The 26,671-nt window shown below is 61.8% G+C and carries 28 protein-coding genes; 17 read left to right on the forward strand and 11 right to left on the reverse strand.

The genetic code is table 11. The features are described 5' to 3' along the window. Positions 1-136: 136 nt before the first annotated feature. Together M0D66_RS09300 and nodI are read right to left on the reverse strand one after the other, a co-directional pair. Positions 137-964: an ABC transporter permease gene (locus tag M0D66_RS09300; protein WP_093632602.1), complete on the reverse strand. Its 828-nt coding sequence runs from the start codon at positions 962-964 to the stop codon at positions 137-139. Between the two features lie 65 nt (positions 965-1,029). Further along, complete coding sequence (nodI, locus tag M0D66_RS09305) at positions 1,030-1,944, reverse strand: nodulation factor ABC transporter ATP-binding protein NodI (RefSeq protein WP_093632603.1); 915 nt, start codon at positions 1,942-1,944, stop codon at positions 1,030-1,032. A 274-nt stretch (positions 1,945-2,218) separates the two neighbouring features. On the opposite strand from nodI, the gene M0D66_RS09310 reads away from it, so the two are divergent. Next, positions 2,219-2,686: a universal stress protein gene (locus tag M0D66_RS09310; RefSeq protein ID WP_054034575.1), complete on the forward strand. Its 468-nt coding sequence runs from the start codon at positions 2,219-2,221 to the stop codon at positions 2,684-2,686. Positions 2,687-2,836: 150 nt separating this feature from the next. Here the strand turns inward: M0D66_RS09310 and M0D66_RS09315 are convergent, their stop codons facing one another. The 3 genes from M0D66_RS09315 to lexA form a co-directional block, all read right to left on the reverse strand. Further along, complete coding sequence (locus tag M0D66_RS09315; RefSeq protein ID WP_211701659.1) at positions 2,837-3,478, reverse strand: DUF2939 domain-containing protein; 642 nt, start codon at positions 3,476-3,478, stop codon at positions 2,837-2,839. A 163-nt stretch (positions 3,479-3,641) separates the two neighbouring features. After that, a complete protein-coding gene (locus M0D66_RS09320) occupies positions 3,642-3,992 on the reverse strand; it encodes a hypothetical protein (protein ID WP_093632605.1) in 351 nt (116 codons plus the stop codon). A gap of 59 nt (positions 3,993-4,051) precedes the next feature. Beyond that, positions 4,052-4,702 (reverse strand): transcriptional repressor LexA, encoded by a 651-nt coding sequence (gene lexA, locus M0D66_RS09325; RefSeq protein WP_054034573.1) that lies wholly within the window; start codon positions 4,700-4,702, stop codon positions 4,052-4,054. Positions 4,703-5,017: 315 nt separating this feature from the next. Between lexA and M0D66_RS09330 the strand changes: the two genes are divergently transcribed. From M0D66_RS09330 to M0D66_RS09355, 6 genes are all read left to right on the forward strand, one after another. Then, positions 5,018-6,067, forward strand: coding sequence for a sulfate ABC transporter substrate-binding protein (locus tag M0D66_RS09330; RefSeq protein ID WP_093632606.1), 1,050 nt, complete (start codon positions 5,018-5,020; stop codon positions 6,065-6,067). Between the two features lie 152 nt (positions 6,068-6,219). Then, entirely contained in the window at positions 6,220-7,122 is a 903-nt protein-coding gene (cysT, locus tag M0D66_RS09335) for a sulfate ABC transporter permease subunit CysT (RefSeq protein WP_093632607.1), read from the forward strand. Next, entirely contained in the window at positions 7,119-8,144 is a 1,026-nt protein-coding gene (gene cysW, locus M0D66_RS09340; protein ID WP_211701658.1) for a sulfate ABC transporter permease subunit CysW, read from the forward strand. Before cysT ends, cysW begins: the two co-directional genes overlap by 4 nt. Next, positions 8,144-9,202 (forward strand): sulfate/molybdate ABC transporter ATP-binding protein, encoded by a 1,059-nt coding sequence (locus tag M0D66_RS09345; protein WP_054034571.1) that lies wholly within the window; start codon positions 8,144-8,146, stop codon positions 9,200-9,202. Before cysW ends, M0D66_RS09345 begins: the two co-directional genes overlap by 1 nt. Positions 9,203-9,309: 107 nt before the next feature. Beyond that, positions 9,310-10,236, forward strand: coding sequence for a CysB family HTH-type transcriptional regulator (locus tag M0D66_RS09350; RefSeq protein WP_093632609.1), 927 nt, complete (start codon positions 9,310-9,312; stop codon positions 10,234-10,236). A 224-nt stretch (positions 10,237-10,460) separates the two neighbouring features. Continuing rightward, complete coding sequence (locus tag M0D66_RS09355; RefSeq protein WP_266210639.1) at positions 10,461-11,504, forward strand: asparaginase; 1,044 nt, start codon at positions 10,461-10,463, stop codon at positions 11,502-11,504. 159 nt (positions 11,505-11,663) lie between these two features. On the opposite strand, the gene M0D66_RS09360 is transcribed toward M0D66_RS09355, so the two are convergent. The 4 genes from M0D66_RS09360 to gcl form a co-directional block, all read right to left on the reverse strand. Continuing rightward, positions 11,664-12,065, reverse strand: a complete 402-nt coding sequence (locus M0D66_RS09360; protein ID WP_054034570.1) for a DUF3597 domain-containing protein — start codon at positions 12,063-12,065, stop codon at positions 11,664-11,666. A gap of 550 nt (positions 12,066-12,615) precedes the next feature. Continuing rightward, positions 12,616-13,524, reverse strand: a complete 909-nt coding sequence (locus M0D66_RS09365) for a 2-hydroxy-3-oxopropionate reductase (protein ID WP_054034569.1) — start codon at positions 13,522-13,524, stop codon at positions 12,616-12,618. A gap of 56 nt (positions 13,525-13,580) precedes the next feature. Next, the gene (gene hyi / locus M0D66_RS09370) at positions 13,581-14,390 is read right to left on the reverse strand and encodes a hydroxypyruvate isomerase (RefSeq protein ID WP_200651762.1); all 810 of its coding nucleotides are present in this window, start codon (positions 14,388-14,390) and stop codon (positions 13,581-13,583) included. A gap of 110 nt (positions 14,391-14,500) precedes the next feature. Continuing rightward, positions 14,501-16,276 carry a glyoxylate carboligase gene (gcl, locus tag M0D66_RS09375; protein WP_093632613.1) on the reverse strand — a complete coding sequence of 592 codons (1,776 nt, stop codon included), beginning with the start codon at positions 16,274-16,276 and terminating at the stop codon, positions 14,501-14,503. Positions 16,277-16,496: 220 nt separating this feature from the next. On the opposite strand from gcl, the gene M0D66_RS09380 reads away from it, so the two are divergent. From M0D66_RS09380 to M0D66_RS09425, 10 genes are all read left to right on the forward strand, one after another. Next, positions 16,497-17,411, forward strand: a complete 915-nt coding sequence (locus tag M0D66_RS09380; RefSeq protein ID WP_093632614.1) for a LysR family transcriptional regulator — start codon at positions 16,497-16,499, stop codon at positions 17,409-17,411. 118 nt (positions 17,412-17,529) lie between these two features. Next, the gene (locus tag M0D66_RS09385) at positions 17,530-18,267 is read left to right on the forward strand and encodes an RNA polymerase sigma factor (RefSeq protein ID WP_266210640.1); all 738 of its coding nucleotides are present in this window, start codon (positions 17,530-17,532) and stop codon (positions 18,265-18,267) included. Further along, positions 18,257-19,186, forward strand: a complete 930-nt coding sequence (locus M0D66_RS09390) for an anti-sigma factor (RefSeq protein ID WP_200619906.1) — start codon at positions 18,257-18,259, stop codon at positions 19,184-19,186. The genes M0D66_RS09385 and M0D66_RS09390 overlap by 11 nt, the downstream gene beginning before the upstream one ends. A gap of 245 nt (positions 19,187-19,431) precedes the next feature. Then, positions 19,432-19,806, forward strand: a complete 375-nt coding sequence (rpsF, locus tag M0D66_RS09395; protein WP_006048823.1) for a 30S ribosomal protein S6 — start codon at positions 19,432-19,434, stop codon at positions 19,804-19,806. 51 nt (positions 19,807-19,857) lie between these two features. Then, positions 19,858-20,157: a primosomal replication protein N gene (priB, locus tag M0D66_RS09400; RefSeq protein WP_028196682.1), complete on the forward strand. Its 300-nt coding sequence runs from the start codon at positions 19,858-19,860 to the stop codon at positions 20,155-20,157. A 2-nt stretch (positions 20,158-20,159) separates the two neighbouring features. Next, positions 20,160-20,435 carry a 30S ribosomal protein S18 gene (gene rpsR, locus M0D66_RS09405; protein ID WP_007182109.1) on the forward strand — a complete coding sequence of 92 codons (276 nt, stop codon included), beginning with the start codon at positions 20,160-20,162 and terminating at the stop codon, positions 20,433-20,435. A 27-nt stretch (positions 20,436-20,462) separates the two neighbouring features. Then, positions 20,463-20,915: a 50S ribosomal protein L9 gene (gene rplI, locus M0D66_RS09410; RefSeq protein WP_054034563.1), complete on the forward strand. Its 453-nt coding sequence runs from the start codon at positions 20,463-20,465 to the stop codon at positions 20,913-20,915. A 135-nt stretch (positions 20,916-21,050) separates the two neighbouring features. Then, entirely contained in the window at positions 21,051-22,436 is a 1,386-nt protein-coding gene (locus M0D66_RS09415; RefSeq protein ID WP_063495982.1) for a replicative DNA helicase, read from the forward strand. Positions 22,437-22,564: 128 nt separating this feature from the next. After that, the gene (locus M0D66_RS09420; protein WP_012432805.1) at positions 22,565-23,191 is read left to right on the forward strand and encodes a DUF47 domain-containing protein; all 627 of its coding nucleotides are present in this window, start codon (positions 22,565-22,567) and stop codon (positions 23,189-23,191) included. Next, positions 23,191-24,201, forward strand: coding sequence for an inorganic phosphate transporter (locus tag M0D66_RS09425; protein ID WP_200619907.1), 1,011 nt, complete (start codon positions 23,191-23,193; stop codon positions 24,199-24,201). Before M0D66_RS09420 ends, M0D66_RS09425 begins: the two co-directional genes overlap by 1 nt. A 118-nt stretch (positions 24,202-24,319) precedes the next feature. On the opposite strand, the gene M0D66_RS09430 is transcribed toward M0D66_RS09425, so the two are convergent. Further along, the gene (locus M0D66_RS09430; RefSeq protein WP_200651759.1) at positions 24,320-25,126 is read right to left on the reverse strand and encodes an SDR family oxidoreductase; all 807 of its coding nucleotides are present in this window, start codon (positions 25,124-25,126) and stop codon (positions 24,320-24,322) included. Positions 25,127-25,296: 170 nt separating this feature from the next. Then, on the reverse strand, positions 25,297-26,544 hold the full coding sequence (locus M0D66_RS09435) for an NlpC/P60 family protein (RefSeq protein WP_266210641.1): 1,248 nt from the start codon (positions 26,542-26,544) through the stop codon (positions 25,297-25,299). Positions 26,545-26,671 lie beyond the last annotated feature (127 nt).

Raw genomic sequence — 26,671 nt, forward strand, 5'->3', positions numbered from 1 at the left:
GGCGGCAAAGAAAGTAAGTGCCGCCCCGCACAGGGGCAACGCTAATAGACCACTACCAAATCAAGGAAAGGCACAACAGCCAGAACACAGACAAAAAGCGCCGCGCAGGCAAAAACCCGGCCGCAGGCCCCAAACCTTACTTCATCATCCTCCGCCGAAACAAAACCGCCGAAACAACAAACCCCCCCACCGCATAAACCACCAGCACGGCAACATGCAAAACCACACCATCAAAAGGCCGCTCCAGCATAGCCGGCCGAATCAGATCAACAGCATGCGCCAACGGCAAAAGCCCAGTCACTACCCGCGCCGCAGCAGGCAACTGTGAAACAGGAAAAAACACCCCAGACAACAGCAACATCGGCGTCAACACCAACGTCTGATAAAACATAAAAAAGTCATACGAGGGAGCCAGCGCCGTCACCACCATCGCCACACTCGCGAACGCGAGCCCCGTGAGCACAATCACCGGCAACGCCAGCAACATCGACGGAAAACTCGCGTAGCCGAGACCCCCCGCGACCAGCATGATCGCCGCGCCCGATAGCATCGACTTGCTGCCCGCCCACATCACTTCGCCAAGCACAATGTCGCCGAGCGTGAGCGGCGTATGCATGATCGCCTCCCACGTGCGCTGCACGTGCATGCGCGAAAAGCCCGAATACATCGACTCGAAACTCGCCGACATCATCACGCTCGATGCCACCGTGCCGGCAGCAAGAAACGCGATGTACGAGACGCCGTCGACATGCCCGACCATCAGCCCAAGCCCGAAACCCAGGCCGAACAGATAGATCATCGGATCGGCAAGATTGCCGAACATCGAAGCAATCGCGAGCTTGCGCCAGACCAGATAGTTGCGGCGCCACACCGCAATCCAGTTGACGGCGTTGGCCGGGAAAGCGGCGAAGGTCTCCTGCTTCGGCGGTGTCTCGCCGTGTGGTTCGTAAGTGCGTGCGTCCATTGCGTGTCTCTTGCCGTGTCGTTATAGCTGTAGAGGATTGCGAGCTGAGCCGATGTCGAGTCGCGTCAGTCCTGCATCTCGCGCCCAGTCAGACGCAGGAACACATCTTCCAGATTCGCCGGGCGATGCAGGTAGCGCAGATCGGCGCGTTGCTTGAGGCGGGCATGCACGGGTTGCGCGTCGTTCACATAGCAGAAGAGCGTCTCGCCACTGATCTCGGTGCGCTCGACAAGCGGCGCCAGTTCGTCGCGCAACGCAACCGGATCGGGTCCGAAGATTTCGATCACATCACAGCCGATCTCCGAAGCGATCAATGCACGCGGCGCGCCTTCGGCGATCTTGCGGCCTTCCTCGATCACGCACAGGCGGTGGCACAGTCGTTCGGCTTCTTCCATGAAGTGCGTGGTCAACAGAATGGTCTTGCCGCGTGCGAGCAGCGAGCGCAGCCGTTCCCAGATCAGGTGGCGCGCTTGCGGATCGAGGCCGGTGGTCGGTTCGTCCATGATCAGCACGTCGGGGTCGTTGACGAGCGCGCGAGCCAGCGTCAAGCGCCGCTTCATGCCGCCAGACAGTTCGCTCACACGTGCATCCGCCTTGCTCTCGAGACGCGCGAATTCGAGCAGCGACGGCACCATCGCGCGGCATTGCGCGGCGCTTAGACCGAAGTAGCGGCCGAACACCAGCAGGTTTTCGCGGACCGTGAAATCGGGATCGAGATTGTCGAACTGCGGCACGACGCCGACACGCGCCCGGGCCACGCGCGCGCGGCCGGGAATCGGCTCGCCGCACAGGCGGATCGTGCCGGCATCCGGTGCAGCGATGCCGAGCAGCATGCGCAACGTGGTGGTCTTGCCCGCGCCATTCGGGCCGAGCAGACCGAAACATTCGCCGGCGTTGACATGAAACGACAGTCCGTCGACGACCGTCTTATCGCCGTAGCTTTTTTTAACCTGATGGAATTCAATGGCGGCTGCAGACATGGATCGATCGAGGCTCCGGGAAAAGACGCAAATGGCCGGCAAGGCCGCTCATTCTATGGCATCGGCAGCGAGGAATTGATCGCCACCGGATGCGCCGGTGGCGTTTCTTGCGCTGCGGCAAAAGCTCAGGAGTGACCCAAACCCAGCCCAAACCCGCCACAAATCCAGCACGCACCTATTTAGGGCGCACTTAGCGTTTTCCATCCCTTGCAACCTGAATTGCGGCGCACCATGATTCATTCAGACCGCGTTCCTCGCGGATGGGAGAAAAATCATGGCGAGCTACCAGAAAATCCTGCTGTGCTACGACGGCTCGCGCGAAGGCCGCAAAGCGTTACGTTGCGGCGCCGACCTGGCGTTGGATCTGAAGGCGGAAACGCACTTACTATCAGTGGTCGACATGCGCTCGAGCATTGCGCAAAGCGCGGGCCTGCTGACCGATGTGGCATGCGGCAGCTTCGAAAAAACAGCACGCGACATCCTGCAGGAAGGGGTGGACTGGCTCACCGAGCGCGGTGTGACCGCGCAAGGGCATTTTGCGTTTGGCCATCCGATCGACGAGATCGCCAATCTCGCTAACGAATTGCATGTCGACCTCGTGGTGGTCGGCCACCGTTGCCGCACCGGCCTGTCACGATGGTGGATGGGCGCGGGCAATACTCCGCTGCTCGACCGGGTCTCTTGCAGCATTCTGGTGGCGTGCTCTTCCGCGCAGGAGCAGCAGCAAGCAGCGGCGGCCTGACACAAGGCGGGGCAAAGCACGTGAACCGGGCTGAATGAGTTGAATGATCTTAGTGAGCCACGTGACCGAACAGTCGCCGCGTTCGCGGCGATCGCTTCGGCCAAACCGCGATTCGCTCATACGCTCAAATCGATAGCGACCGCTGGGTGATCACTCGTTCAGATTGACCGCAGCCAGCTTCCATGTGAACAAACCTTCGCGCCGCAAGATCGCCGAGTAACGCGCGTCACCAGCACCATGCTGATAGCTGACGACGAACTCATTAAGGCCGCGGTAGCCCGCCGTGGTTTGCGGCGGTTGGGGTGGCGTGGCGCTGTTTCCGTTATTGCCCGCAGCAGGGGGCGCCGGTTCGGGCGCCGCCGCCGGTGCGGCCGGCGGATTTCCGGCGCCAGCCGGAACAGGAGGGCGCTCACCCGGGTTGCCGCGCGGCGGCATCCCATTCAGCAATGCCGCGACGCCGTCGGGTGTTGCATAAGCGTCGACCAGCGGGCCGATCAAGGCCACGCCGATCATCGCGCCAATCGCCGCGAGCGGATTGCCGTTGCCTTGGCCGTCGAGCCGGCGCGTCAACAGGCCGGTGACCTGCTGCTTCAGGCTCTCGCGCAACGCGGGAAAATCGACGTATTCATTGACGGTTTGTGCATCACGCGCATCCGCCGCGCGTTTGAGTGTATTCAGCGCCATGTAAGGCGACGCGTAACAGAACCCCAACGCGGCAATCACCACAATCACAATCAAGGTGACGATCAGTGGCCGGGCGGCGCTGCGTTTCGTGCGTGTTGAAACTGCCATCGAGTGGGACTCTCCATCAGGTGTGATCTAACGTGGACCGCGGCCACGCAAAAACGATCCCAGGCGATGCGATATCCGAGAGGGCGCGGCTAGATGAACGACCTTACGCCGGGTGTCGCGCGTCGTACAGCCGCAATGGAATGCGGTGCGCGCGCAATGCAGCTTATGACTCGAACACCGCGCCGTGCACGTTGGCTTCATCTGCGATGCAACGATCGATCATGCGGCACACGGCGTCTACCGTGCCGACCATGATCAGCCGCGACGGTCCGTGATACACGCGCACCGGCGCACGACGCGCGGGTTCAGCCGTATTCAGCCCCGAATTCAACGACACGCGAGCAAAAGCCGGCAACGAGGACGGCAAGCCCGGTACGCCGACGGGCGCGTCGAACAGCGATAGCGATGGAGAACTGGCCGGGGACGCCTCGATCAGCGAACACGGCACCAGCTTGCGCAGATGACGCAAACGACCGAACTGGCGAAAAGGCAGCAGGCGGGCAAGGCGTTCCATGAGTCTCTCCAGGCGATTCAACGTTGGGGCAGCTTTGGGTTTGGCGTACAAGTGGGCAGTTAGAACTCGCCCGGGCGGATCAGCCCGACGGCGATGCCCTCGAGCGCAAATTCCGCGCTGCCGGTTTCAACGAAGATGTTGTCGTAATCGGGGTTCTCGGCAATCAGCTCGATACCGTTCGGGCGGCGCTTCAAGCGCTTGACCGTCACGTCGTCGCCAAGCCGCGCGATGATGATCTGGCCGTCTTTGGCTTCGCTTTTCTTCTGCACCGCGAGCAGGTCGCCGTCGAAGATGCCTGCGTCGCGCATGGACAGCCCACGCACCTTCAGCAGGTAGTCCGGCTTGCTCGAGAACAGCGCCGGGTCGCACGCGTAGTGCTGCGAGATATGTTCCTGCGCGAGGATCGGGCTACCCGCTGCAACGCGGCCGATCAGCGGCAACGACAGTTGCATGATGCTGGCGTGCGGCAGCGTGAACTGGTACGGCGAATCTTCGGATCCGCCCAGCAGGCGAATGCCGCGCGATGCGCCGGCTGCCAGTTCGATCACGCCCTTGCGGGCGAGGGCGCGCAGATGCTCTTCTGCCGAATTGGCCGAGCTGAAACCCAGCTCGGCGGCGATCTCCGCGCGGGTGGGCGGAAAGCCGGTGCGTTCGATGGCCCGGCGGATCAGATCGAAAACCTGCTGCTGTCGTGCGGTGAGTTTGGTCATGGCGCCACTGTATGTATGAACAGGTGCCTGTATTTTTATACAGTATTCCGCGCAATTCAAGCTTTACTTTAAGTTCGTGGCTTGGGGTGGCGTTCCAGCGTCGTAAATAGACGCTCCAACACCCGTTTTCGTGCCGCAACGCCTTATCCGGCCGTCATTACCACTTTTGCGTATTAAAGAATGAAGAAACATTATTTTTAATGATGAAAGCTCTTCGATAGACTGCCCTTCGAGTTGGCGCTCATGTGCACGTGACCGCGACGCAAAACAACACCACACGCTGTTTCAGCGGACTACAACGCGGAGAAAGTTGGCATGAACCATCAGGGCACGGGGCTGGCAGGCAAGACCAGAAAACTTATCGCGGCGCTCGCATTCGGCGCAGTCGGTACGATCGCCGCGGTTGGCGTCACGGCGCCGGCACATGCAGCCGACACGACGCTGCTGAACGTGTCGTACGACCCGACACGTGAGTTGTACCAGGACGTCAACCAGGCATTCGGCAAGGAATGGAAGGCGAAAACGGGCGAGACGGTCACCTTCAAGCAGTCGCACGGCGGCTCGGGTGCGCAAGCACGCTCGGTGCTGGACGGTTTGCAGGCGGACGTCGTGACCCTGGCGCTTGCCTATGACATCGACGCGCTGGCCAACAAGGGTCTGCTCGACAAGGGCTGGCAAAAGCGTTTGCCGGACAACGCCTCGCCGTACACGTCGACGATCGTGTTTCTGGTGCGCAAGGGCAACCCGAAGCACATCAAGGATTGGGATGATCTGATCAAACCGGGTGTGTCGATCGTCACGCCGAATCCGAAGACCTCGGGAGGCGCGCGTTGGAACTACCTGGCCGCGTGGGCCTATGCTGAACATCAGCCGGGCGGCAACGACCAGAAGGCGAAGGAATTCGTCGGCAAGCTCTATAAGAATGCCGGCGTGCTGGATTCGGGCGCGCGTGGCGCGACCACCAGCTTCGTGCAACGCGGTATCGGCGACGTGCTGATTGCGTGGGAAAACGAGGCGTTCCTCTCGCTGAAGGAATTCGGTCCGGAGAAGTTTGAAATCGTCGTGCCGTCGGTGAGCATTCTGGCCGAGCCGCCGGTTGCGGTGGTGGACAAGGTGGTCGACAAGCACGGCACACGCAAGGTGGCGGAAGCGTATCTGAACTTCCTGTACAGCGAGGAAGGTCAGGAAATCGCCGCGAAGAACTTCTACCGTCCGCGTTCGAACAAGGTGCCGGCCGAGCTGACGTCGAAGTTTCCGAAGCTGAAGTTGTACACGGTGGACGATTCGTTCGGCGGCTGGGCGAACGCGCAGAAGACGCACTTTGCCGACGGCGGTGTGTTCGATTCGATCTACTCGCCGCAGTAACGGGTAGTCAACCGGACGAGATGCGCAGTTAGACGCCGCAGTTGAACGCGTAGTCACACTTCGCCAGAAAGCGCGCCCGCGAGGCGCGCTTTTTGGCCAGCCAGTCGGCCGAAAAAAGAGCCGCCGGCCTCAACCCTGAAAGAGTACTGAGCATGACGACGTTGACCTTCCGAAAACCGAGCGCGTTGCCCGGTTTTGGCCTGACACTCGGCATCACGGTGGCTTATCTGAGCCTCGTGGTGCTGATTCCGCTTGCGGCGACCTTTCTCAAGACCGCGACGCTCGACTGGCCTCAGTTCGTGCGCGCGGTCAGCTCGCCGCGCGTGCTCGCGTCGTATCGCCTGACGTTTTTCTCGGCCCTTGGCGGCGCGCTGATCAACGCGGTGTTCGGCTTTCTGGTCGCGTGGGTGCTGGTGCGTTATACCTTCCCGTTCAAGCGTATCGTCGACGCGGTGGTCGATCTGCCGTTCGCTTTGCCGACTTCCGTGGCCGGTATTTCGCTTGCGGCGGTGTATGCGGGCAACGGTTGGATCGGACAGTTTCTCGAACCGCTCGGTATCAAGATCGCTTTCACGCCGGCCGGTGTGCTGATCGCGCTGACCTTTATCGGTTTGCCGTTCGTCGTGCGGACCGTGCAGCCGGTGCTCGAAGAGTTCGAGCGCGAACAGGAAGAGGCGGCTGCGTGCCTTGGCGCGTCGCGTTGGCTGACGTTTCGGCGCGTGGTGTTGCCTGCGGTGTTTCCGGCTTTGCTCACGGGTTTCGCGCTGGCGTTCGCGCGGGCGCTCGGCGAATACGGCTCGGTGATTTTCATTGCCGGTAACGTGCCGATGAAATCGGAAATCACCTCGCTGCTGATCATTACCAAACTCGAACAATACGATTACGCTGGCGCCACCGCGATTGCGGTCGTGATGCTGGTGGTGTCGTTCCTGATGCTGTTGTTGATCAATACGCTGCAGTGGTATCTGCAGCGCCGGACAGGGCGTGGTGGCGCAGGCCCGGCGCCTGCCGCCGCGAGTGTGGCGGCGATCGGTGTCGGCGGAGGTGTGCAATGAGCCGCAACTCTCTGAATGGCGCGGATGCCGCGACTGTCGCCGTGGCGCCGCGCGCGCCGCTCAATATCGCGCGCCGGCCCGATCCGGTTACCGAACCACCCGTTGTGCGCTGGATTCTGACCGGCATCGCGTTGCTGTTTCTCGCGCTGTTCCTCGTCGTGCCGCTCGTCGCCGTGTTCTATCAGGCCTTGAGCAAGGGCATTGGCTTCTATCTGGAATCGCTGGTCGATCCGGATGCGTTGTCGGCCATCAAGCTCACCGTGATCACCGCTGCGATCGCCGTGCCGCTGAATCTCGTGTTCGGCCTCGCGGCGTCATGGTGTATCGCCAAGTTCGAGTTCCGTGGCAAGGCCTTGCTGACCACGTTGATCGATCTGCCGTTCTCGGTCTCGCCGGTGATCTCCGGTTTGATCTACGTGCTGATGTTCGGCGCGCAAGGCTGGTTCGGCCCGTGGCTGCAGGACCACAACGTGCAGATCATTTTCGCCGTGCCGGGCATCGTGCTGGCGACGATCTTCGTCACGTTCCCGTTCGTCGCGCGTGAATTGATTCCGCTGATGCAGGCGCAAGGCAACGACGAAGAAGAAGCCGCTCACGTGCTCGGCGCGTCGGGCTGGCAGATCTTCCGGCGCGTTACGCTGCCGAACGTCAAATGGGGCCTGCTGTACGGCGTGATCCTGTGTAACGCGCGGGCGATGGGCGAGTTCGGCGCGGTGTCGGTGGTGTCCGGCCACATTCGCGGCCAGACCGACACGATGCCGCTGCACGTCGAAATTCTCTATAACGAATACAACTTCTCGGCTGCCTTCGCCGTGGCGTCGGTGCTGGCCTTGCTCGCACTCGTCACGCTCGGCCTGAAGCTGCTCGCCGAGCGCCATATGTCGGCGGAACTGTCGGCCGCGCGCGATGTGCCGGCGTATGCAGGGCCGGTCACGCCGCCGTCCGCTTCACAGTCTGCTTCACAGTCCGTCAATGCAACGCATGCATCGCATCAACACGCGCTCAAGCAAGGAGAGCTGTAATGGGTATCACCGTTCGTAACCTGCAAAAGCGCTTCGGCGATTTCGTCGCGCTCGACAACGTTTCGCTCGACTTTCCCCCGGGCGAACTGGTTGCGCTGCTCGGGCCTTCGGGTTGTGGCAAGACCACCTTGCTGCGTGTGATCGCGGGCCTCGAATACGCGGATGCCGGCCAGGTCGTGCTGCAAGGCCAGGACGTGGCGACGGTCGGTGCGCGTGAGCGTGAAGTCGGCTTCGTGTTCCAGCATTACGCGCTGTTCCGTCATATGACGGTGTTCGAGAACGTGGCTTTCGGCTTGCGCGTGAAGCCGCGCAAGGAACGGCCTTCGGAAGCGGTGATTCGCGAGAAGGTGCATGAACTGCTGAAGCTCGTGCAACTCGACTGGCTCGCGCAACGCTACCCGTCGGAACTGTCGGGTGGCCAGCGCCAGCGGATTGCGTTGGCGCGTGCGCTGGCTGTCGAACCGAAAGTGCTGCTGCTTGACGAACCGTTCGGCGCGCTGGACGCGAAGGTGCGCAAGGAGTTGCGCAGCTGGCTGCGTCGTTTGCATGATGATCTGCATATCTCGACGATCTTTGTCACGCACGATCAGGAAGAAGCGCTTGAAGTGGCCGACCGTATTGTCGTGTTGAATCGCGGGCACGTGGAGCAGGTGGGCAGTCCGCAGGACGTGTACGACCATCCGCAAACCTCATTCGTCTACGAGTTTCTCGGCGCGGCGAACCGGCTGCATGGCAACGTGGATGCAAGCGGCTTCGTGGTCGACGGCGCGGCGTTGCCGGTTGCGATCACGGCCGGTTTCAGCGGGCCAGCGTTCGCGTATGTACGCCCGCATGATCTGCAGTTGTATCCGCAAGCGTCCGGCCATCGCGAAGGCATTGTGGTCGACGTGCGGCGCGTGGTCACGCTCGGCGGCTCGGTGCGTGTCGAACTGGCGGGCCGCGAAGGTAACGTGCTCGAGGCTGAACTCGATCGCGAATCGTGGCGCGATCTGCAACTGTCGATCGGCGACGGCGTGACGGCAGTGCCCCGCGCCTTGCGCGTATTTCCGGCGCAATAGGCGGCGCCACGAGCATCAATACAGGCAGCAACACCGGCAGCGCAACAACACTCGGCGTTTCAATCAAACTCTAATAACTCAACTCTGGCTCAACCGGAGACATACAGATGAACTTTCAGCAATTGCGCTTTGTGCGCGAGGCCGTGCGTCAGAACATGAATCTGACTGAGGTGGCGAACGTGTTGTACACGTCGCAGTCGGGTGTGTCGAAACAGATCAAGGATCTGGAAGACGAACTCGGCGTCGATATTTTCATCCGTCGCGGCAAGCGTCTGACGGGCCTCACCGAGCCGGGCAAAGCGGTGCATCAGCTGATCGAGCGGATGTTGCTCGATGCGGAGAATCTGCGCCGCGTCGCGCGTCAATATGCCGATCAGGACAGCGGCCACCTCGTCGTGGCGACGACTCACACGCAGGCGCGTTACGCGCTGCCGAAGGTGATTCGGCAATTCACTGAGGTGTTCCCGAAGGTGCATCTGGCGCTGCGCCAGGGCAGCCCGCAGCAGATTGCGCAGATGATCATCAACGGCGAAGCGGACATCGGTATTTCGACGGAAGCGCTCGACCGCTTCCCCGATATCGTCACGTTCCCGTGCTATTCGTGGCATCACGTCGTGGTCGTGCCGAAGGGGCATCCGCTGGTGGGCCGCGAAAATCTGACGCTCGACGAGATTGCCGAATTCCCGATCGTCACGTACGACCAGGACTTCACGGGCCGCTCGCACATCGACCAGGCGTTCGCGAAAGCGGGTGCGTTGCCTGACGTCGTGTTGACCGCCATCGATGCCGACGTGATCAAGACGTACGTCGAACTCGGCATGGGCATCGGCGTGGTTGCCGCGATGGCCTACGATCCGAAGCGCGACACGGAACTGGTCGCGCTGGATACGCAGCATCTGTTCGAGGCCAGCACGACGCGGGTCGGCCTGCGCAAGGGCGCGTTCCTGCGCGCGTACGCGTACCGGCTGATCGAAATGTTCGCGCCGCAGTTGAATGAAGCGGAAATCGCCGCACAGTTGCGCGAAGCGGTTTGAGGGATGCGCCGGATCGTCACGGTTCGGCGCAGGGCATGCAAGACGCCGCGTGAATTCATTGCGGCGCCAAAAGTGTGATCTTCAAGCGGGCTGCGGCCGGCCTTGATGTAAACGCCGCGAAAACGCGTGGCGCACGGAGCGCCGGCCTCATCCAGCTCCGAAACGAACGGGTATCCGTTTTTTCACGCATGGCGGCGCGCGGCGCATCGCTTACAATCGCCGCCATGAATACTTTGACTTCTTCCTCCGCCACGCCTTCAGACGAAGGCGCTACGCTGCTGCTGCCGCGCATCGCCGTGCTGGCGACCGGCGGCACGATCGCCGGTGCGGCCGCGGACGCCACCAACACATCAGGCTACCAGGCCGGTGTGGTCGGCGTCGAGCAATTGCTGGCCGTGGTGCCGGCCTTGTCCACGGTGGCGCGCATCGCGCCCGAGCAGATTGCCAGCGTCGACAGTAAAGACATGGAAATGTCACTGTGGACCACGCTCGCACAACGTATCAACACGCTGCTCGCCGACGATGACGTCGACGGCGTGGTGGTCACACATGGCACCGATACACTCGAAGAAACCGCCTATCTGCTTCATCTGACGATCAAGTCGGACAAGCCGGTCGTGCTGACCGCCGCCATGCGCCCGGCGTCGGCGCTGTCCGCCGATGGTCCGCTGAATCTGCTGAACGCCGTGACGGTTGCGGCGCACGCGGGTTCGCGCGGGCAGGGCGTGCTGGTGGCGTTCAACAACAAGATTCACAGCGCACGCGACGTGGTCAAGACGAGCACGTATGCAGTCGATGCCTTCCAGTCTCCGGATATCGGCGCGCTCGGCTGGGTGCAGGACGGTCGCGTCGAATTCCAGCGCAGCGTGGTGCGTCCGCATACGCTCGCAACCGAATTCGTGATCGGCGCGAAGTGGCCGCATGTGGAGATCGTCGTGAGCTACGCGGGCGTTTCGCGCATTGCCGTGGATGCGTTGGTCGCCGCTGGTGTGCGCGGTATCGTCGTGGCAGGCACGGGTAACGGCTCGATTCACGCTTCGGTGCAGCAGGCGCTGGCCGATGCCGCTTCGCAAGGCGTCGTGGTGGTGCGAGCGTCGCGCGTGGGTTCGGGGCATGTGATGCGCAACGGCGCGGCCGCCGACGACGCGCTCGGTTTCGTTAGCGCAGGTTCGCTGAATCCGTACAAGGCGCGCGTGCTGCTGATGCTGGCATTGGCCGCGGGCGGCACAGGGCCGGTGGCGTTGCAGAAGACTTTCGATACGTACTGATTGATTTAACGCGGGCGGCCCGGTTCGAAGTCAGAACCGTGTCCCGCACATGAAGCTTGAATGACAACGCGGCGCCCAGGTCATTGACCGGAGCGCCGCGTTGTCGTTTCAGCTTAACGTTGATCGCTATCGCCGGAAACAGGCGACGCGGGCAAGCATTTAGGACGCCAGATCCGGAGGCAACTTCCCGCCGTTCGCCGCCAGCGCTTGCATCACCTGTTTGTGCAGCCAGATGTTCATGCTCGCCGAATCGTTCGTGTCGCCGCTGTACTTCAGTTCCTGGGCGAGTTGCTTACGATGCTCGAGGCTGCTGTCGACGCCGAGCGCTTTCAGCGTGTCGACGATCGACGTGCGCCAGTTCAACGTTTGCCCGCTCTCACTCACGAACTGGTCCATGACGACCGCGACGTCGACGTCAGTCAGCGGCGGCGGTGCCGGCGCAGCGTCTGGTGCGGCAGCTTGTGCCGCTGCCGGATCCGGTGTCGGCTCAACCGCAGGCGCAGGCTGGTCGGGCTTCGCTTTGCCGAAGAGCTTGTTTACGATGTCACCAAAAATGCTCATGCTGAATCCTTTGCAGAGGGGTTACCGGCGCAAGCACATTCCGCTCACGGGTTGAACTCTGGTTGCGAATCGGGCGAATGAAACGGAGCACATGTGCCGCGATGATCGGCAAGCCGCACGTGAACGCTGATACGCGCGCAACCAGACTCAACGAGTGTAGGAGAAAAGCGGGGAGGGATGTGTCAAAAAAGGTCGTGCCGCGGGCGCGGAGTTGCAAGCAAATGCAAGCGGACTTGCGAGCACACGTGCGAGGAGACCTGCATTGAGAGGTACTGGCAGGCGGCATGCATGATGCAGCCGCTGCGAGAGATTGGCGGAAAACGCATAAATTTGAAATCCGACAGCCGGACACCCGACGACGACGTCTGACCGACCAAGGCTTCCCCGGCGCCGCCGGGTGCCGCTGCGGACCCCACTTGCCGCTCTCAGCCCAGAGCGGCACGATTTGCCCGTTCCGCCATGCATGCCGCACGACGAACCGGGCGCCCCACCTGCGGTTGCCACGTCGGTCACGTTGAAATCGCAACCGTCACGGCAACCTTGTTGTTGCTTAAGCTGCCTTGGCTTCGCTACCCGGCGCTTGCGCGACTTCGTAGTTCGCCATGATTTCGAGCGCGCGCACCATGGCCGAGTGATCCCATGCCTTGCCGCCATTCGCCGCGCATACGCTGAACAGTTGCTGCGCGCTCGCCGTATGCGGCAGGGCGATACCCAGCTTGCGTGCGCCGTCGAGTGCGAGGTTCAGATCCTTCTGGTGCAATTCGATGCGGAAGCCCGGGTCGAACTTACGCTTGGTCATACGCTCGCCATGCACTTCGAGAATGCGCGACGAAGCGAAGCCGCCCATCAATGCCTTGCGCACACGTTCCGGATCGGCACCCGAGCGCGACGCGAACAGCAGGGCTTCAGCCACCGCTTCGATGTTCAGTGCGACGATGATCTGGTTCGCGACCTTGCACGTTTGGCCCGCGCCGTTGTCGCCGATCAGCGAGATGTTCTTGCCCATCAGTTCGAACAGCGGCTTGGCGAGAGCAAAGGCTTTTTCCGGACCGCCGACCATGATCGTCAGCGATGCTTCACGCGCGCCGACTTCGCCGCCCGAGACCGGCGCATCCAGGTAGTCGACGCCCAGCGCGTTGATCTTCTTCGCAAAGGCTTGCGTGTCGAGCGGCGAGATCGAGCTCATGTCGATCACCAGCTTGCCCTGCGTGAGGCCCGCGGCGACGCCGTCGTCCGCGAACAGCACGTTAGCGACGTCAGGCGTGTCCGGCACCATGATGATGACGATGTCGGCAGCTTGGGCGACAGCGGTCGAATTGGCGACCACGGTGGTCGTCTTGCTCAGATCTTCCGGCACCGGATAAGCGCCATTCACGAACAGCGAATGACCGCCCTTGATGAGGTTGCGCGCCATGTGCGCGCCCATGATGCCGAGGCCGATGAAACCGATCTTTGCCATGTGTCTAAATCTCCAGTGTTGTTTGGGGTGATGTGCCTAGCCGATCGATGAGTCGATCAGGCAGCGGCGTGGGCTGCGCCGCGGGTTTGCCCGGCCACGCTCTGTACCCAGCCGAGGCCGGCGGCGGTGGTCGTGCGCGGCTTGTATTCGCAACCGACGTAGCCTGCGTAGCCGAGCGAGTCGAGCAGGTCGAACAGGAACGGGTAGTTGATTTCGCCGGTGCCCGGTTCGTTGCGGCCCGGGTTGTCGGCGAGCTGGATGTGCGCGATCTGCGGCAGATTCTTCTTGATCGTTGCCGCGAGTTCGCCTTCCATCCGTTGCATGTGATAGATGTCGTATTGCAGGAACAGATTGTCCGAGCCCACCGCGCGAATCACGTCGAGGCCTTCGCCCGAACGGTTCAACGCGAAGCCAGGGATGTCGTACGAATTGCACGGCTCGACCAGCAGCTTGATGCCGGCTTTTTTCAGTTCGCCCGCGGCGAAGCGCAGATTGTCGACGATCGTCGAGCGCGCCTTGTCTGCATCGACGCCCGCAGTCGGAATACCGACGAGGCAATTCAGTTGCGGCACCTTCAGGGCGCTCGCATATTCGATCGCGCGGCCGACACCTTCCTGAAACTCGCCCACACGATCCGGCAGGCATGCGATGCCGCGTTCACCCGCTTCCCAGTTGCCCGCGGGCAGGTTGTGCAACACGAGTTTCAAACGGTTCTGCTGCAGACGCTCGCTCAATTCGGCGATCTGATACGGATACGGAAACAGGAATTCGACGGCGTTGAAGCCCGCGTCCGACGCTGCCGCAAAGCGGTCGAGGAACGGGACTTCGTTGAACAGCATGGTGAGATTCGCTGCAAATTTCGGCATGGTGCTTTTTGTCTCGCTGGTCGGTCAGTGGAATAACTTCATGAGGCGATTCAGTGGCGTTGAACGGCTACGCCGCTGAATCGCGCTCATCTACTGCAAAGTCGGAAAGCTCAGTCGAGCATGCTGATTGCCGTCGGCGCGTCTTCGCGCTTCTCGGCCAGTTCTTCGAACTCGTTGATCGCGTCGATTTCGGTGCCCATCGAAATGTTGGTCACACGTTCGAGGATCACTTCGACGATCACCGGCACGTTGAACTCGGAGAGCATCGATTGCGCTTTCAGCAGGGCCGGCTTGAGTTCTTCCGGTTTGAACACGCGGATCGCCTTGCAACCCAGGCCTTCGGCAACCGCGACGTGGTCCACGCCGTAGCCGTTCGTTTCCGGCGAGTTGATGTTCTCGAAGCCGAGCTGCACGCAGAAGTCCATATCGAATGCGCGCTGCGCCTGGCGAATCAAGCCGAGGTACGAGTTGTTCACCACCACATGCACATACGGCAGCTTGAATTGCGCGCCGGCTGCCAGCTCTTCGATCATGAACTGGAAGTCGTAGTCGCCCGAGAGTGCGACGATCGGACGTTGCGGGTCTGCTGCACGCACGCCGAGCGCTGCCGGGATCGTCCAGCCGAGCGGGCCTGCCTGGCCGCAGTTGATCCAGTTGCGCGCCTTGTAGACGTGCAGGAATTGCGCGCCGGCGATCTGCGACAAACCGATCGTGCTCACGTAGCAGGTATCGCGGCCGAACACCTGGTTCATTTCTTCGTACACGCGCTGCGGCTTCATCGGCACGTTGTCGAAGTGCGTCTTGCGATGCATCGTCCGCTTGCGTTGCTGGCAATCGGCAACCCATGCGCTGCGGTCCTTCAGCTTGCCGGCAGCCTTCCATTCCTTCGCCACTTCAACGAACAGTTCGAGCGCGAACTTCGCGTCCGACACAATGCCGAGGTCCGGGCCGAACACGCGGCCGATCTGCGTCGGCTCGATGTCCACGTGCACGAACTTACGGCCCTTGGTGTAAACCTCGACGCTGCCCGTGTGACGGTTCGCCCAGCGGTTGCCGATGCCGAGCACGAAGTCGGAGGCGAGCATCGTCGCGTTGCCGTAGCGGTGCGAGGTTTGCAAGCCGACCATGCCGGCCATCAGCGGATGGTCGTCGGGAATCGCGCCCCACGACATCAGCGTCGGGATCACCGGCACGCCGACGGTTTCGGCGAATTCAACCAGCAGGTCTTCAGCGGCTGCGTTCAGCACGCCGCCACCCGAAACGATCAACGGCTTTTCAGCGTCATTCAAAAGCTTCAACGCGGCTTCGATCTGTTTGCGGGTCGCTTTCGGCTTGTAGACCGGCAGCGGCTCGTACGTGTCGATGTCGAATTCGATTTCGGCGAGCTGCACGTCGATCGGCAGGTCGACCAGCACCGGACCCGGACGGCCCGAGCGCATCAGATGGAAAGCCTGCTGGAACACGCGCGGCACCAGCGCCGGTTCGCGCACGGTGACGGCCCACTTGGTGACGGGCTTGGCGATCGATTCGATATCGACGGCCTGGAAGTCTTCCTTGTACAGACGCGCACGCGGCGCCTGGCCCGTGATAGCCAGAATAGGAATCGAGTCGGCCTGAGCGGAGTACAAACCGGTGATCATGTCGGTGCCGGCGGGGCCCGAGGTGCCGATACACACACCGATGTTGCCCGGCTGGGCGCGCGTATAGCCTTCGGCCATGTGCGACGCACCTTCGACGTGACGCGCCAGCACATGGCTGATGCTGCCTGCTTTGCGCATGGCCGAGTAGAACGGGTTGATTGCTGCGCCCGGAACGCCGAATGCGGTGTTGATGCCTTCTTTTTCGAGCACCAGCACGGCTGCGTCGACGGCTCTCATCTTGGCCATGAATGTCTCCTGAATGTCTGGGGTGGGCGAATAGGTTGGCTGACGAATTCGCTGACGGATATGCAAACCAAAGGTGTTGATCGAACTGTAGGCTTCACCTAAAGGTTTGATAAGATCAGTCCGGGTCGCTTATTTCGAAACAAAAAGTATGGAATGGGCCTGGTGGTAGGAGAGGGGCATAAGGCGGTTGCAACCCGCTTGCGTGGGACCGGAGACAAAAATGGACCGCTTCAAACAAATCGAAACTTTCGTGCGCGTCGCCGATGCGGGCAGCCTCGCGGCCGCGGCGCTGGAGGAGGGGGTGTCGCCGGTGATTCTCGGGCGCCGCATCGACGCGCTTGAAAAGCGCCTCGGCGTGAAACTGATGTACCGCTCAACGCGGCGCCTCGTGGTCAGCGAAGAAGGCGCGGCGTTTCTCGAGCGCTGCCGTGGCCTGCTCACCGAGTGGGATCAGGCGGAAAACGAATTGAGCGCCGGACGGCGCGCGGTGAACGGTCATCTGATCGTGTCGGCGCCGGCCGCGTTCGGGCGCAAACATGTTGCGCCGCTTGCGCCGGCTTTTCTCGCGGATAAGCCGGAATTGCAGGTGTCGTTCAACCTGACCGATCGGGTCGTGGACCTGGTACGCGAGGGGTACGACTTGTCGATCCGGATCGGCGGCGCGGTCGATCCTAATTTCGTCGCGGTAAAGCTGGCGTCGAACCGGCGCGTGGTGTGCGGTACGCCGGAATATTTCAAGAAATACGGCAAACCCAAAACACTCGAAGATCTGCCGCAGCACAATTGCCTCGCGTTCAACTTGCAAGGCGGCCAGAACCGCGGCTGGTACTTCCGCCGCAACGGCAAACTAGCGACGGTGCGGGTAGGCGGCACGCTCGACTGCAACGACGGCGAGTTGTTGCACCGCTGGGTGTCAGAAGGGCTCGGGCTCGGCTGGCGCTCCACGTGGGAAATCCAGCAGCAACTGGCGCGCGGCGAACTGGAAACCGTGCTGGATGAATACGCGCTGCCCGACTACGACATTCTGGCGGTCTATCCGCAGCAGCGTTACGTGCCGGCCAAGGTGCGCTACTTCATCGACTACCTGAAAGAGGTGTATGCCAGCGAGGATTACTGGAATCGTCCGACTTACTGAGTGCGGGCTGACGGTAATTTTTCGCGGATTTCACGCGAAGCCGGGAATAAACTTGGTATGCAGCCGGTCATGTTGGATGACGAGTCAATAGCTTAGCCGCAATGCCCGGAGGGCCGAGGTGGGTCAACCCGATTCAAATGCCGCCCGCGCGCACGATGGCGCCGATGCAGCGAGGAACCGCCGTTTTCAGGAATTGGCGCTCCCGCATCTCGACGCCGCGTACAACCTTGCGCGCTGGCTGTGCGGTAACGCCAACGATGCCGACGACGTCGTGCAGGAAGCATTCATGCGCGCGTTTCGTTTCTTCGACACGTTCCGTGGCGACTCCGCGCGGCCGTGGCTGCTGGCGATCGTGCGCCGCACCTGGTACACGGAATGGCGGCGGCGCGCGTCGTCGCACGAGGTGGTCGAGTTCGACGACACCATGGACGAGGCGACGTTCGACGGCTGGAGCGCGGGCGGCGCGGATCCGCAGACGCTCCTGATCCGCGACGAAGACACGAAGCTCGTGCACGAGGCGCTGGCGCAGTTGCCGGTCGAGTATCGGGAGGTGCTGATCCTGCGGGAGCTTGAAGAAATGGGTTACCGGGAGATCGCGATGGTCGCCGATGTGCCGATCGGCACGGTAATGTCGCGACTCGCGCGGGGCAGGCGCAAGCTGGCCACGCTGCTGATGGCGAAGCAGGGTGGTGGCCTTCCGGGAGGTGGAAGTCCGCCGCGAGCAACACCGCCGGGGGCCTCTGCGGCGCCCACGGCTTCCGTCACACCACTCCGGGCGGCCTCCAACGGCCGTCCATCCAACAACCCCGGCGCGAGTGCTGCCGGCTTAACTCAGGAGACGCCAGATGGACTGTAACGAAGCGCGGCCGCTCCTCGATGCGAACGCCGACCACGAATTGCCCGCGCCGGATGCACAGCGCGTCCAGCAGCACATCGAGAGCTGCGACGCCTGCCGGCGCGAAAGCGAAAACCTGCATACGTTGAGCGCCTCGCTGCGCGCACAGCCTTATTACAGGGCGCCGGATGCCCTGCGGGCGCGGATTCTTGCTGCCCTCCCGGAGGGTGACGTGGCCGCTGACGAGCCCGTCGAAGCCCCGCGGGCCACGGCACAGCCGAGGCCGAAGCGAAGCTGGTTGGGGAACTGGCTGAATGGCTGGCTGCGTCCGCAAGGTGCGATGGGGCGGCCGGGCGGCGGCGTAGGCTCAGGCTCAGGGGCAATGATCGGGCAGGGCTGGCTCGTCGCGCTGGTGGTCGCGCTTGGTGCGGTGGCGGTGGGCGTGACCATGAGCCAGCATCGTCCCGCGCAAGGTGGCGGGTTCTCCGATGAACTGGTCGAAAGCCATGTGCGGGCGCAAATGTCCGGCCACGACATCGACGTCATTTCGACTGACCGGCACACGGTCAAGCCGTGGTTCAACGGCCGGATCGACTATTCGCCGCCGGTCGAGGACCTCGCGGCGAGCGGTTTTCCGCTTGAAGGCGGCCGTCTGGATTACATCGCGCATCAGCGGGTGGCGGTGCTGGTGTACCGCTATCAGAAGCACATCATCGACGTCTACGTGTTTCCGGAAGTGCGCTCCGCCGATGCTGGACCAGAAGCCGCGGCCGGGCTTTCGATGGCGCAGACCCGCGAGGGTTACTCGCTTGCGCACTGGAACGCGCAGGGGATGACCTGGTGGGCGGTCACCGACGCCGCGCCGGATGCGCTCAGTGGGCTCGAAAAGGCGCTGAAAGCCCGTCTGGCGGGCGGCAGCGAGCAGACCGAAGGCGGTTGAGCGGGCTTCGTGTGCGCGCTCCGGGAGTGATTTTCCGGGCGTGCACGCGTGGCGGCCTTGTGTTCCCGTTTGTCCCCGTTTATCCGCTTCGTCCTAAACCCTTGAAAACACACCCGATTCACGTTCCAGATTAACGGGATATCTTGCAACCCGGCCCTAATCGGGTTACACTCTTCGGCTTCTCACTTGCCACACCGGTTCAGACGCCCGGGTGGCTCTAATCCACAAGTCCACAAGGAGTGTGTATGCGTCATTATGAAATCGTCTTTATTGTGCACCCCGATCAGAGCGAGCAAGTGCCCGCCATGATCGAGCGTTACAAGAGCACGATCACCTCGCACGGTGGCCAGATCCACCGTATCGAAGACTGGGGCCGTCGCCAACTGGCCTACATGATCGAGAAACTCGCGAAGGCTCACTACGTCTGCATGAACATCGAATGCGACCAAACCACGCTCGACGAGCTGGAACACGCATTCAAGTTCAATGACGCGGTTCTGCGTCACCTGATCGTCAAGATGAAGAAGGCCGAAACCGGCCCGTCGCCGATGATGAAGGAAGTGCAGCGCGAAGAAGCCAAGAAGTCGGCTGCTACGCAACCGTCCGAAGCGCAGGCTTAAGACACACTATTTAAGCTACCAGACGAAAGCGTCGCTCTCGCCAAAGGCTACATGAATCGGCTGCAACTTACGGCCAGCGTCGTTGAACGCGAACCGGTGCGGTATACCCCCGCCGGCGTTCCGATTGCAGGCTGCACGTTGCACCACCGCACGGAAGTCGTCGAAGCCGGCATTGCGCGGCAAGTCGAACTGACCATGCAGGCGGTAGCCGCAGGTGAGGCGAGCGGTAAGCTGGAAGGCTGTCAGATGGGCGTGGAAACGCTCTTCACAGGCTTTCTGGCGAAAAAGCACCGCAACGCAAGAACTCTGGTATTTCACATCACAGAATTGCAGGACATTGGAAAGGACTGAACATGCCCCGCCCGACTGGTAAGAAATTCGACAAGCGTCGTCAGCAACAAAATCCGCTCTTCAAGCGCAAGAAGTTCTGCCGTTTCACGGCCGCTGGCGTCGATCACATCGACTACAAGGACCTCGAAACGCTGAAGGACTTCATCGGCGAAAACGGCAAGATCACGCCGGCGCGTCTCACGGGTACGAAGTCGCACTATCAACGCCAGCTGGACACGGCAATCAAGCGCGCACGTTTCCTCGCGCTGGTGCCGTACACCGACCAGCACAAGGCCTAACCCGACGACGCGATAAGGAGTATCCGAATGCAAATTATTCTTCTGGAAAAAGTCGTCAATCTGGGCAACCTGGGCGATATCGTGAAGGTCAAGGACGGTTACGCACGTAACTTCCTGATCCCGAACAAGCAAGCTCGCCGTGCAACGAAGGAAGCCCTGGCCGAATTCGAAGTTCGCCGTGCAGAACTGGAAAAGATCGCCGCTGAAAAGCTGGCTGCCGCTCAAGCTCAAGGCGAAAAGCTGGCAGGCTCGACAGTTCAGATCAACCAGAAGGCTGGCGTCGACGGCCGTCTGTTCGGTTCGGTGACGAACGCGGACATCGCTGACGCACTGGTCAAGCAAGGCTTCGCAGTGGAAAAGGCGCAAGTGCGTCTGCCGGAAGGCCCGCTGAAGCTGGTTGGCGACCACGCTGTTCAGATCTCGCTGCACACCGACGTTCTCGTCGATGTCAACGTGGCTGTGATCGGCGAACACGTCTAAGCATCAGTTAGCATCTGCCAGGTTGTTGCTGGCAAAAGGCAGGGGCCGGGTGACCGGCCCCTGCCTTTTTTGTTGCCCGTTTTTTTAGTTTTTCCCTTGCCCGCCCGCGCTCGATTTACCCGATAATTCCTCTCCATGAACGCACCGTCCAAAGATCCCCAAATCGAGTCGCTGAAAGTCCCGCCGCATTCGATCGAAGCCGAGCAGTCGGTGCTGGGCGGCCTGCTGCTCGACAACGCGGCATGGGACCGCATCGCCGACTTCCTGTCGCAGAGCGATTTTTACCGATACGACCACCGCATCATTTTCGAGCACATCGGCAAGCTGATCGCGGCGACGCGTCCGGCCGACGTGATTACCGTGTACGAGGCGCTCGGCACCTCGGGCAAGGCGGAAGAGGTCGGCGGTCTGGCGTACCTGAACGCGCTGGCGCAGAACACGCCGAGCGCGGCCAATATCCGCCGCTATGCGGAAATCGTGCGCGATCGCGCGGTGCTGCGCCGTCTCGTATCAGTGGCCGACGAAATTTCTGCCGACGCTTTCAACCCGCAGGGCAAGGAAGTCCGCCAGCTGCTGGACGAGGCCGAATCGAAGGTGTTTTCGATTGCTGAAGACGGCGCGCGTGGCACGCAGGGCTTCCTGGAAATCGGGCCCCTTTTGACCGAGGTGGTCGAGCGGATCGACACGCTGTATCACACCGCCAATCCGAGCGATGTGACGGGCACGCCGACTGGCTTCGTCGATCTGGATCGCATGACTTCGGGCATGCACGGCGGCGAGCTGATCATCGTGGCAGGGCGCCCGTCGATGGGTAAGACGGCGTTTTCGATGAACGTCGGCGAGTATGTGGCGGTCGAGTATGGCCTGCCGGTCGCCGTGTTCTCCATGGAAATGCCGGGCTCGCAGCTCACCATGCGTATGCTGGGCTCGGTCGGCCGGCTCGACCAGCACCGTATGCGGACTGGGCGCCTGACTGACGAGGATTGGCCGAAGCTCACGCACGCGGTGCAGAAAATGAGCGAGGCGCAGATTTTCATCGACGAAACCGGCGGTTTGAACCCGATGGAACTGCGCTCGCGCGCGCGTCGACTGTCGCGCCAGTGCGGCAAGCTGGGCCTGATCATCATCGACTATTTGCAGCTGATGAGCGGTTCGTCGTCGGGTGAAAACCGTGCGACCGAAATCTCGGAAATCTCGCGTTCGCTGAAGAGTCTCGCCAAAGAACTCGACGTACCCGTGATCGCCTTGTCGCAGCTCAATCGGGGTCTCGAACAGCGCCCGAACAAGCGGCCGATCATGTCCGACTTGCGTGAATCCGGCGCTATCGAGCAGGATGCGGACGTCATTCTGTTCATTTACCGCGATGAGGTCTACAACCCGGACAGCCCCGACAAGGGCACCGCGGAGATTATCATCGGCAAACAGCGGAATGGTCCGATCGGCCCTGTTCGGCTCACGTTCCACGGCCAATTCACGAAGTTCGACAATTTTGCCGGCGCGCAGAATTTCTACAGCGAGTAGAGACACAACTGCGGAGATAACTGTTGGGACTGTTGTAACGGTGCTTTCAAAAGTGCGGCATCGATCCCGGAACGGTACAATGTGGCGGTTTTATGTCAGCCATAATGTGACCAATTTTCGGGATCCCAATGTTCGGTCGATTCATGCCCACCGAGGGCAAGTTCTTTGAAATTTTCAATGCGCACGCAACGTGCATCGTCTCAGCAAGCCGCGAACTCGAACTGCTGATCGACAACCTGCAGGACGCCGAGACCCACAAGCAAAACGTGCAGAAGGCCGAAAAGGCCGCTGACAAGCTCACGCACGAAACCATCGACCTGCTGCACAAGACCTTCATCACGCCGCTCGACCGCGACGAGATCCACAAGCTGATCACCACGATGGACGACATCCTCGATCTGATGGAGGACGTCGCCACCGCTATCTCGCTGTACGACGTGCAGGCGGTGACCTCCGAGGCGAGCCAGTTGGCGCATATCTGCACGGCCACCTCCGAGCGTGTGCAGTTCGCCGTCAGCCTGCTGTCGGACATGAAGCAGGCGAGCCAGATCCTGAAGGCGTGCGAAGACATCGACCGTCTGGAATCGGAAGCCGACCGCGTGCTGCGCTCGGCGATGTCGAAGCTTTTCCGCGAAGAAGACAACGTCAAGACGCTGATCAAGCTGAAGGCGATTTACGAACTGCTCGAAACGATCACCGACAAGTGTGAGGACGTGGCGAACATCATCGAAGGCATCGTGCTGGAAAACGCATAATGCAATCGATACAACTCGCTATCTGGGTCGTTGCCGGCCTGGTCGCCGTCGCGCTGATTTTCGACTTCATGAACGGCTTCCACGACGCGGCGAATTCGATCGCCACGGTCGTGTCGACCGGCGTGCTGAAGCCGCAGCAGGCCGTGGCTTTCGCCGCGGCATTCAACGTTATCGCGTATTTCGTGTTCCACCTGAAGGTGGCGCAGACGGTCGGCAAGGGCACGATCGATCCGAATATCGTCGACCACTACGTCATTTTCGGCGCGCTGGTCGGGGCGATCGGCTGGAACATCATCACGTGGCATTACGGTATTCCGTCCAGCTCGTCGCATGCGCTGATCGGCGGGCTGGTGGGCGCGGCGCTCGCCAAGTCGGGCTGGGGTTCGCTCAATATCGACGGGTTGATGAAGACGGTTGCCTTCATTTTCATCTCGCCGCTGCTCGGTTTCGTGCTCGGCTCGTTCTTCATGCTGGCGGTGTCGTGGATCTATTTCCGCACGCCACCGAGCAAGGTCGACCGGCGCTTCCGTCGTCTGCAACTGGTGTCCGCAGGCTTGTACAGCCTTGGCCACGGCGGTAACGATGCACAGAAGACCATCGGCATTATCTGGATGTTGCTGATCGCGACCGGCTACGCCTCGTCGATTGCCGATGCACCGCCGCTGTGGGTAATCGGTGGCTGCTATCTCTCGATGGGCGTTGGTACGTTGTTCGGCGGCTGGCGGATTGTCCGCACGATGGGCCAGAAGATCACCAAGCTGAAGCCGGTCGGCGGTTTTTGCGCCGAGGCGGGTGGGGCGATTACGCTCTTCACCGCGTCGTGGCTCGGCATTCCGGTGTCCACCACGCATACGATTACCGGCGCGATCGTCGGTGTCGGCGCGACGCAGAAGTTGAGTGCGGTGCGTTGGGGGGTGGCGGGCAACATCGTCTGGGCGTGGATTCTGACGATCCCGGCCTCCGCAGCGCTCTCCGCGGCTGCCTGGTGGCTCGGCCACCGCTTCCTGTAAATGCGGTGCGGACGGCGAAGGCCGTCCGCGCGTTTTCAGGCTTCAAAGCTCTGTCTCGGAGCCCGACGCCACAAGCACCGGGCCTCACACCCCTAAAGCTGCAAAAAAAGCGCGCCGCTCAGATCAGCGGCGTGCTGCCTCCATCCATCGGGACGATTGCGCCCGTCACATAGCTCGCGCGGCGGCTCGCCAGAAACAGCGCGACATCAGCGATTTCCTCCGGTTTTGCATAGCGTCCGAGCGGCACCTTGGCCTGCCCGCGCGCCAGCGCGTCCGCGTTTTCGATGCCTTGCTGCGACGCTTCCAGCCTGACCGCTTCCTCGACGCGTTCGGTCAGTGTCGAACCCGGATTGATCGCGTTGATGCGGATGCCGTAGCGCGCGTAGTAGTGGGCGAGGCCGACAGTGGCCAGCATCAGCGCGGCATTGGCGGCGCCACCGGCGATATGGATATCGCTAGCGATTTTGCCGCCCATGCCGATGATGTTGACGATCGTGCCGGGTGCGCCGCCGTCGCCGGCCTTGACGCGCTCGGCCATGCGCCGCAGCACTTCCTGCTGCGGGTAGATGTAGGGGAAATACTTGGCTTCCATGGTCGCGCGGAACGCGTCGGCGTCCAGCGTTTCCGGGTCATAGCGACGGGCAGCGCCGGCGCTGTTGATCAACACGTCGATGGGCCCGACGGCGGTGCTGACTTCCTCGACGATGTCCGCGGCACTGTGCGGTTCGTGCAGGTCGGCGCGGGTGCGATGCACGTGCAGACCTTCCTGCTTCAACTGTTCGTACGCGCGCGCGAGATTGGCGGGGTCGCGCGAAACGATCGCGACTTTTGCGCCCTCGAGGGCGAACGCCCGGGCGCAGGCGAACCCGATCCCTTTGCTGCCGCCCGTGATTAACACCACCTTGTCATTCAGCCCGAGATCCATCGTTATCACCCGCTGTCGGAAGAATATCGATGACGATAGCAGATCGGCAGCGCAGCGGGGATGGACAGGGTCGAGGTGAGGAGTGTGGGTGCTACCGGGAGACTGAATTCGGGCGGTACGGCCATCGCTATGAGTAACGAGCCATACGTCACGCGCCACTGACTGAATCGTTAGTAACTGCCGTTGGCGAAGCGTGCGATCGGGTCGTCGGTGGTTTGCGTGGGGGCAGGGATGCCACGCGATGCGGTCGAGGCGCGCATGATCTGCACGCCTGCGTTTCCATCGGCTTGACGAGCTTGCTGGGCCTGGCGCACAGCAACTGAAGCGGGTGGAGGAGGCTCGAATGCATCGGCAGCGGCGTCGATCGGATCAGGCGTACGAGCTGTAACCGTTGGCGGTTCAGTACGCGCAACCGCCGTCTGTTGATTCACTGTGCCGGCAGCAGCGTCATACGTATTCGCCTGAGCGGCCGACACAGACCCGGGAGACACCGCGCCTGCCGCACGCGCTTGCATCTGCGCGGCGCTCATACCAGGCGGCGGGGGTTCGAACGGATCAGCTAGCGGTGCCGCAGCCGCGGCCACCGTAGGTTGACCGCTTGCAGTCAGCGGCGGACGAGTGGTCGCCGCGACACGCGCCGTTTGCTGTGGCGCCACAGGGTCCGCGGTATAACTCGAAGCTTCCGCCGCAACAGGGGCTCCCGCATACCCCGAAGGCCGCGTCGCCGCAGAATTCGCCGAGTAGCTCGACGCTTGCGCCGCCACCGCGACACCCGCATAAGCCGGTGCCTGAGCCTGAGTCTGAGCCACCGGCGCAACACGCTCGGGTTGAGGCGCCGCAGCCTGATAGCTCGGCGTATCGAACGGCGCCGGTGTCGCAGCCGGCGCTGCGACCCGACGAATACCGTCGAAGCGCTTGGCCCAATAGGGATTGGTCAGGTAGTCGAGCCGCACGGTGCCACCTGTCGACGGCGCGTTGACGAAGCGCAGCTTGCCCACATAAATGCCGACGTGCGAATGCGCGCGTCCGGTGGTGTTGAAGAAAATCAGATCGCCCGGCGCAATTTCATCCGGTTCGATGGATTCGCCGCGGCCGCTCATATCCGCGGTAGTCCGAGGCAGATTCACGGAAGCGGCGCGCGACACGACATAGCGAACCAATCCGCTGCAATCAAAGCCGCTATCAGGCGTATTACCACCCCAGCGGTATGGAATGCCGACCAGACTCATCGCCTGGATCGAGATTTCCTCGCGCCCGATGCTGTGGTCGACGAAATTCGGGAAGCCCGGCGGCGGCGCATGATAAGCGCCGTTCGTAACCACGACAGATGAACCCGGCCCGCGCGACGTCTTTTGCGGCGCGCCGGCGCAAGCGGCGAGCAGCAAAACGGTCAGCAGCGAAAAGGCGAGTCGGCGCATGAAGACGAAGGGAGCGGTAAACGCTCGTTTAATGGCGGACGATGTCGGGATGGTAGCCCGCCGAACCTGGCTCAGGCAAGAATTCTTGATAACTTACTTGAAGTTTGCGCGCTAAGTGTTGCCCAGC

This window comes from Paraburkholderia sp. SECH2, from assembly GCF_030464795.1.
Classification (GTDB): domain Bacteria; phylum Pseudomonadota; class Gammaproteobacteria; order Burkholderiales; family Burkholderiaceae; genus Paraburkholderia; species Paraburkholderia aspalathi.

Bases quoted from the DNA above. Each gene is read 5' to 3' on its own strand.
- M0D66_RS09300 (WP_093632602.1), bottom strand. From the start codon at position 964: ATGGACGCACGCACTTACGAACCACACGGCGAGACACCGCCGAAGCAG.
- nodI (WP_093632603.1), bottom strand. From the start codon at position 1,944: ATGTCTGCAGCCGCCATTGAATTCCATCAGGTTAAAAAAAGCTACGGC.
- M0D66_RS09310 (WP_054034575.1), top strand. From the start codon at position 2,219: ATGGCGAGCTACCAGAAAATCCTGCTGTGCTACGACGGCTCGCGCGAA.
- M0D66_RS09315 (WP_211701659.1), bottom strand. From the start codon at position 3,478: ATGGCAGTTTCAACACGCACGAAACGCAGCGCCGCCCGGCCACTGATC.
- M0D66_RS09320 (WP_093632605.1), bottom strand. From the start codon at position 3,992: ATGGAACGCCTTGCCCGCCTGCTGCCTTTTCGCCAGTTCGGTCGTTTG.
- lexA (WP_054034573.1), bottom strand. From the start codon at position 4,702: ATGACCAAACTCACCGCACGACAGCAGCAGGTTTTCGATCTGATCCGC.
- M0D66_RS09330 (WP_093632606.1), top strand. From the start codon at position 5,018: ATGAACCATCAGGGCACGGGGCTGGCAGGCAAGACCAGAAAACTTATC.
- cysT (WP_093632607.1), top strand. From the start codon at position 6,220: ATGACGACGTTGACCTTCCGAAAACCGAGCGCGTTGCCCGGTTTTGGC.
- cysW (WP_211701658.1), top strand. From the start codon at position 7,119: ATGAGCCGCAACTCTCTGAATGGCGCGGATGCCGCGACTGTCGCCGTG.
- M0D66_RS09345 (WP_054034571.1), top strand. From the start codon at position 8,144: ATGGGTATCACCGTTCGTAACCTGCAAAAGCGCTTCGGCGATTTCGTC.
- M0D66_RS09350 (WP_093632609.1), top strand. From the start codon at position 9,310: ATGAACTTTCAGCAATTGCGCTTTGTGCGCGAGGCCGTGCGTCAGAAC.
- M0D66_RS09355 (WP_266210639.1), top strand. From the start codon at position 10,461: ATGAATACTTTGACTTCTTCCTCCGCCACGCCTTCAGACGAAGGCGCT.
- M0D66_RS09360 (WP_054034570.1), bottom strand. From the start codon at position 12,065: ATGAGCATTTTTGGTGACATCGTAAACAAGCTCTTCGGCAAAGCGAAG.
- M0D66_RS09365 (WP_054034569.1), bottom strand. From the start codon at position 13,524: ATGGCAAAGATCGGTTTCATCGGCCTCGGCATCATGGGCGCGCACATG.
- hyi (WP_200651762.1), bottom strand. From the start codon at position 14,390: ATGCCGAAATTTGCAGCGAATCTCACCATGCTGTTCAACGAAGTCCCG.
- gcl (WP_093632613.1), bottom strand. From the start codon at position 16,276: ATGGCCAAGATGAGAGCCGTCGACGCAGCCGTGCTGGTGCTCGAAAAA.
- M0D66_RS09380 (WP_093632614.1), top strand. From the start codon at position 16,497: ATGGACCGCTTCAAACAAATCGAAACTTTCGTGCGCGTCGCCGATGCG.
- M0D66_RS09390 (WP_200619906.1), top strand. From the start codon at position 18,257: ATGGACTGTAACGAAGCGCGGCCGCTCCTCGATGCGAACGCCGACCAC.
- rpsF (WP_006048823.1), top strand. From the start codon at position 19,432: ATGCGTCATTATGAAATCGTCTTTATTGTGCACCCCGATCAGAGCGAG.
- priB (WP_028196682.1), top strand. From the start codon at position 19,858: ATGAATCGGCTGCAACTTACGGCCAGCGTCGTTGAACGCGAACCGGTG.
- rpsR (WP_007182109.1), top strand. From the start codon at position 20,160: ATGCCCCGCCCGACTGGTAAGAAATTCGACAAGCGTCGTCAGCAACAA.
- rplI (WP_054034563.1), top strand. From the start codon at position 20,463: ATGCAAATTATTCTTCTGGAAAAAGTCGTCAATCTGGGCAACCTGGGC.
- M0D66_RS09415 (WP_063495982.1), top strand. From the start codon at position 21,051: ATGAACGCACCGTCCAAAGATCCCCAAATCGAGTCGCTGAAAGTCCCG.
- M0D66_RS09420 (WP_012432805.1), top strand. From the start codon at position 22,565: ATGTTCGGTCGATTCATGCCCACCGAGGGCAAGTTCTTTGAAATTTTC.
- M0D66_RS09425 (WP_200619907.1), top strand. From the start codon at position 23,191: ATGCAATCGATACAACTCGCTATCTGGGTCGTTGCCGGCCTGGTCGCC.
- M0D66_RS09430 (WP_200651759.1), bottom strand. From the start codon at position 25,126: ATGGATCTCGGGCTGAATGACAAGGTGGTGTTAATCACGGGCGGCAGC.
- M0D66_RS09435 (WP_266210641.1), bottom strand. From the start codon at position 26,544: ATGCGCCGACTCGCCTTTTCGCTGCTGACCGTTTTGCTGCTCGCCGCT.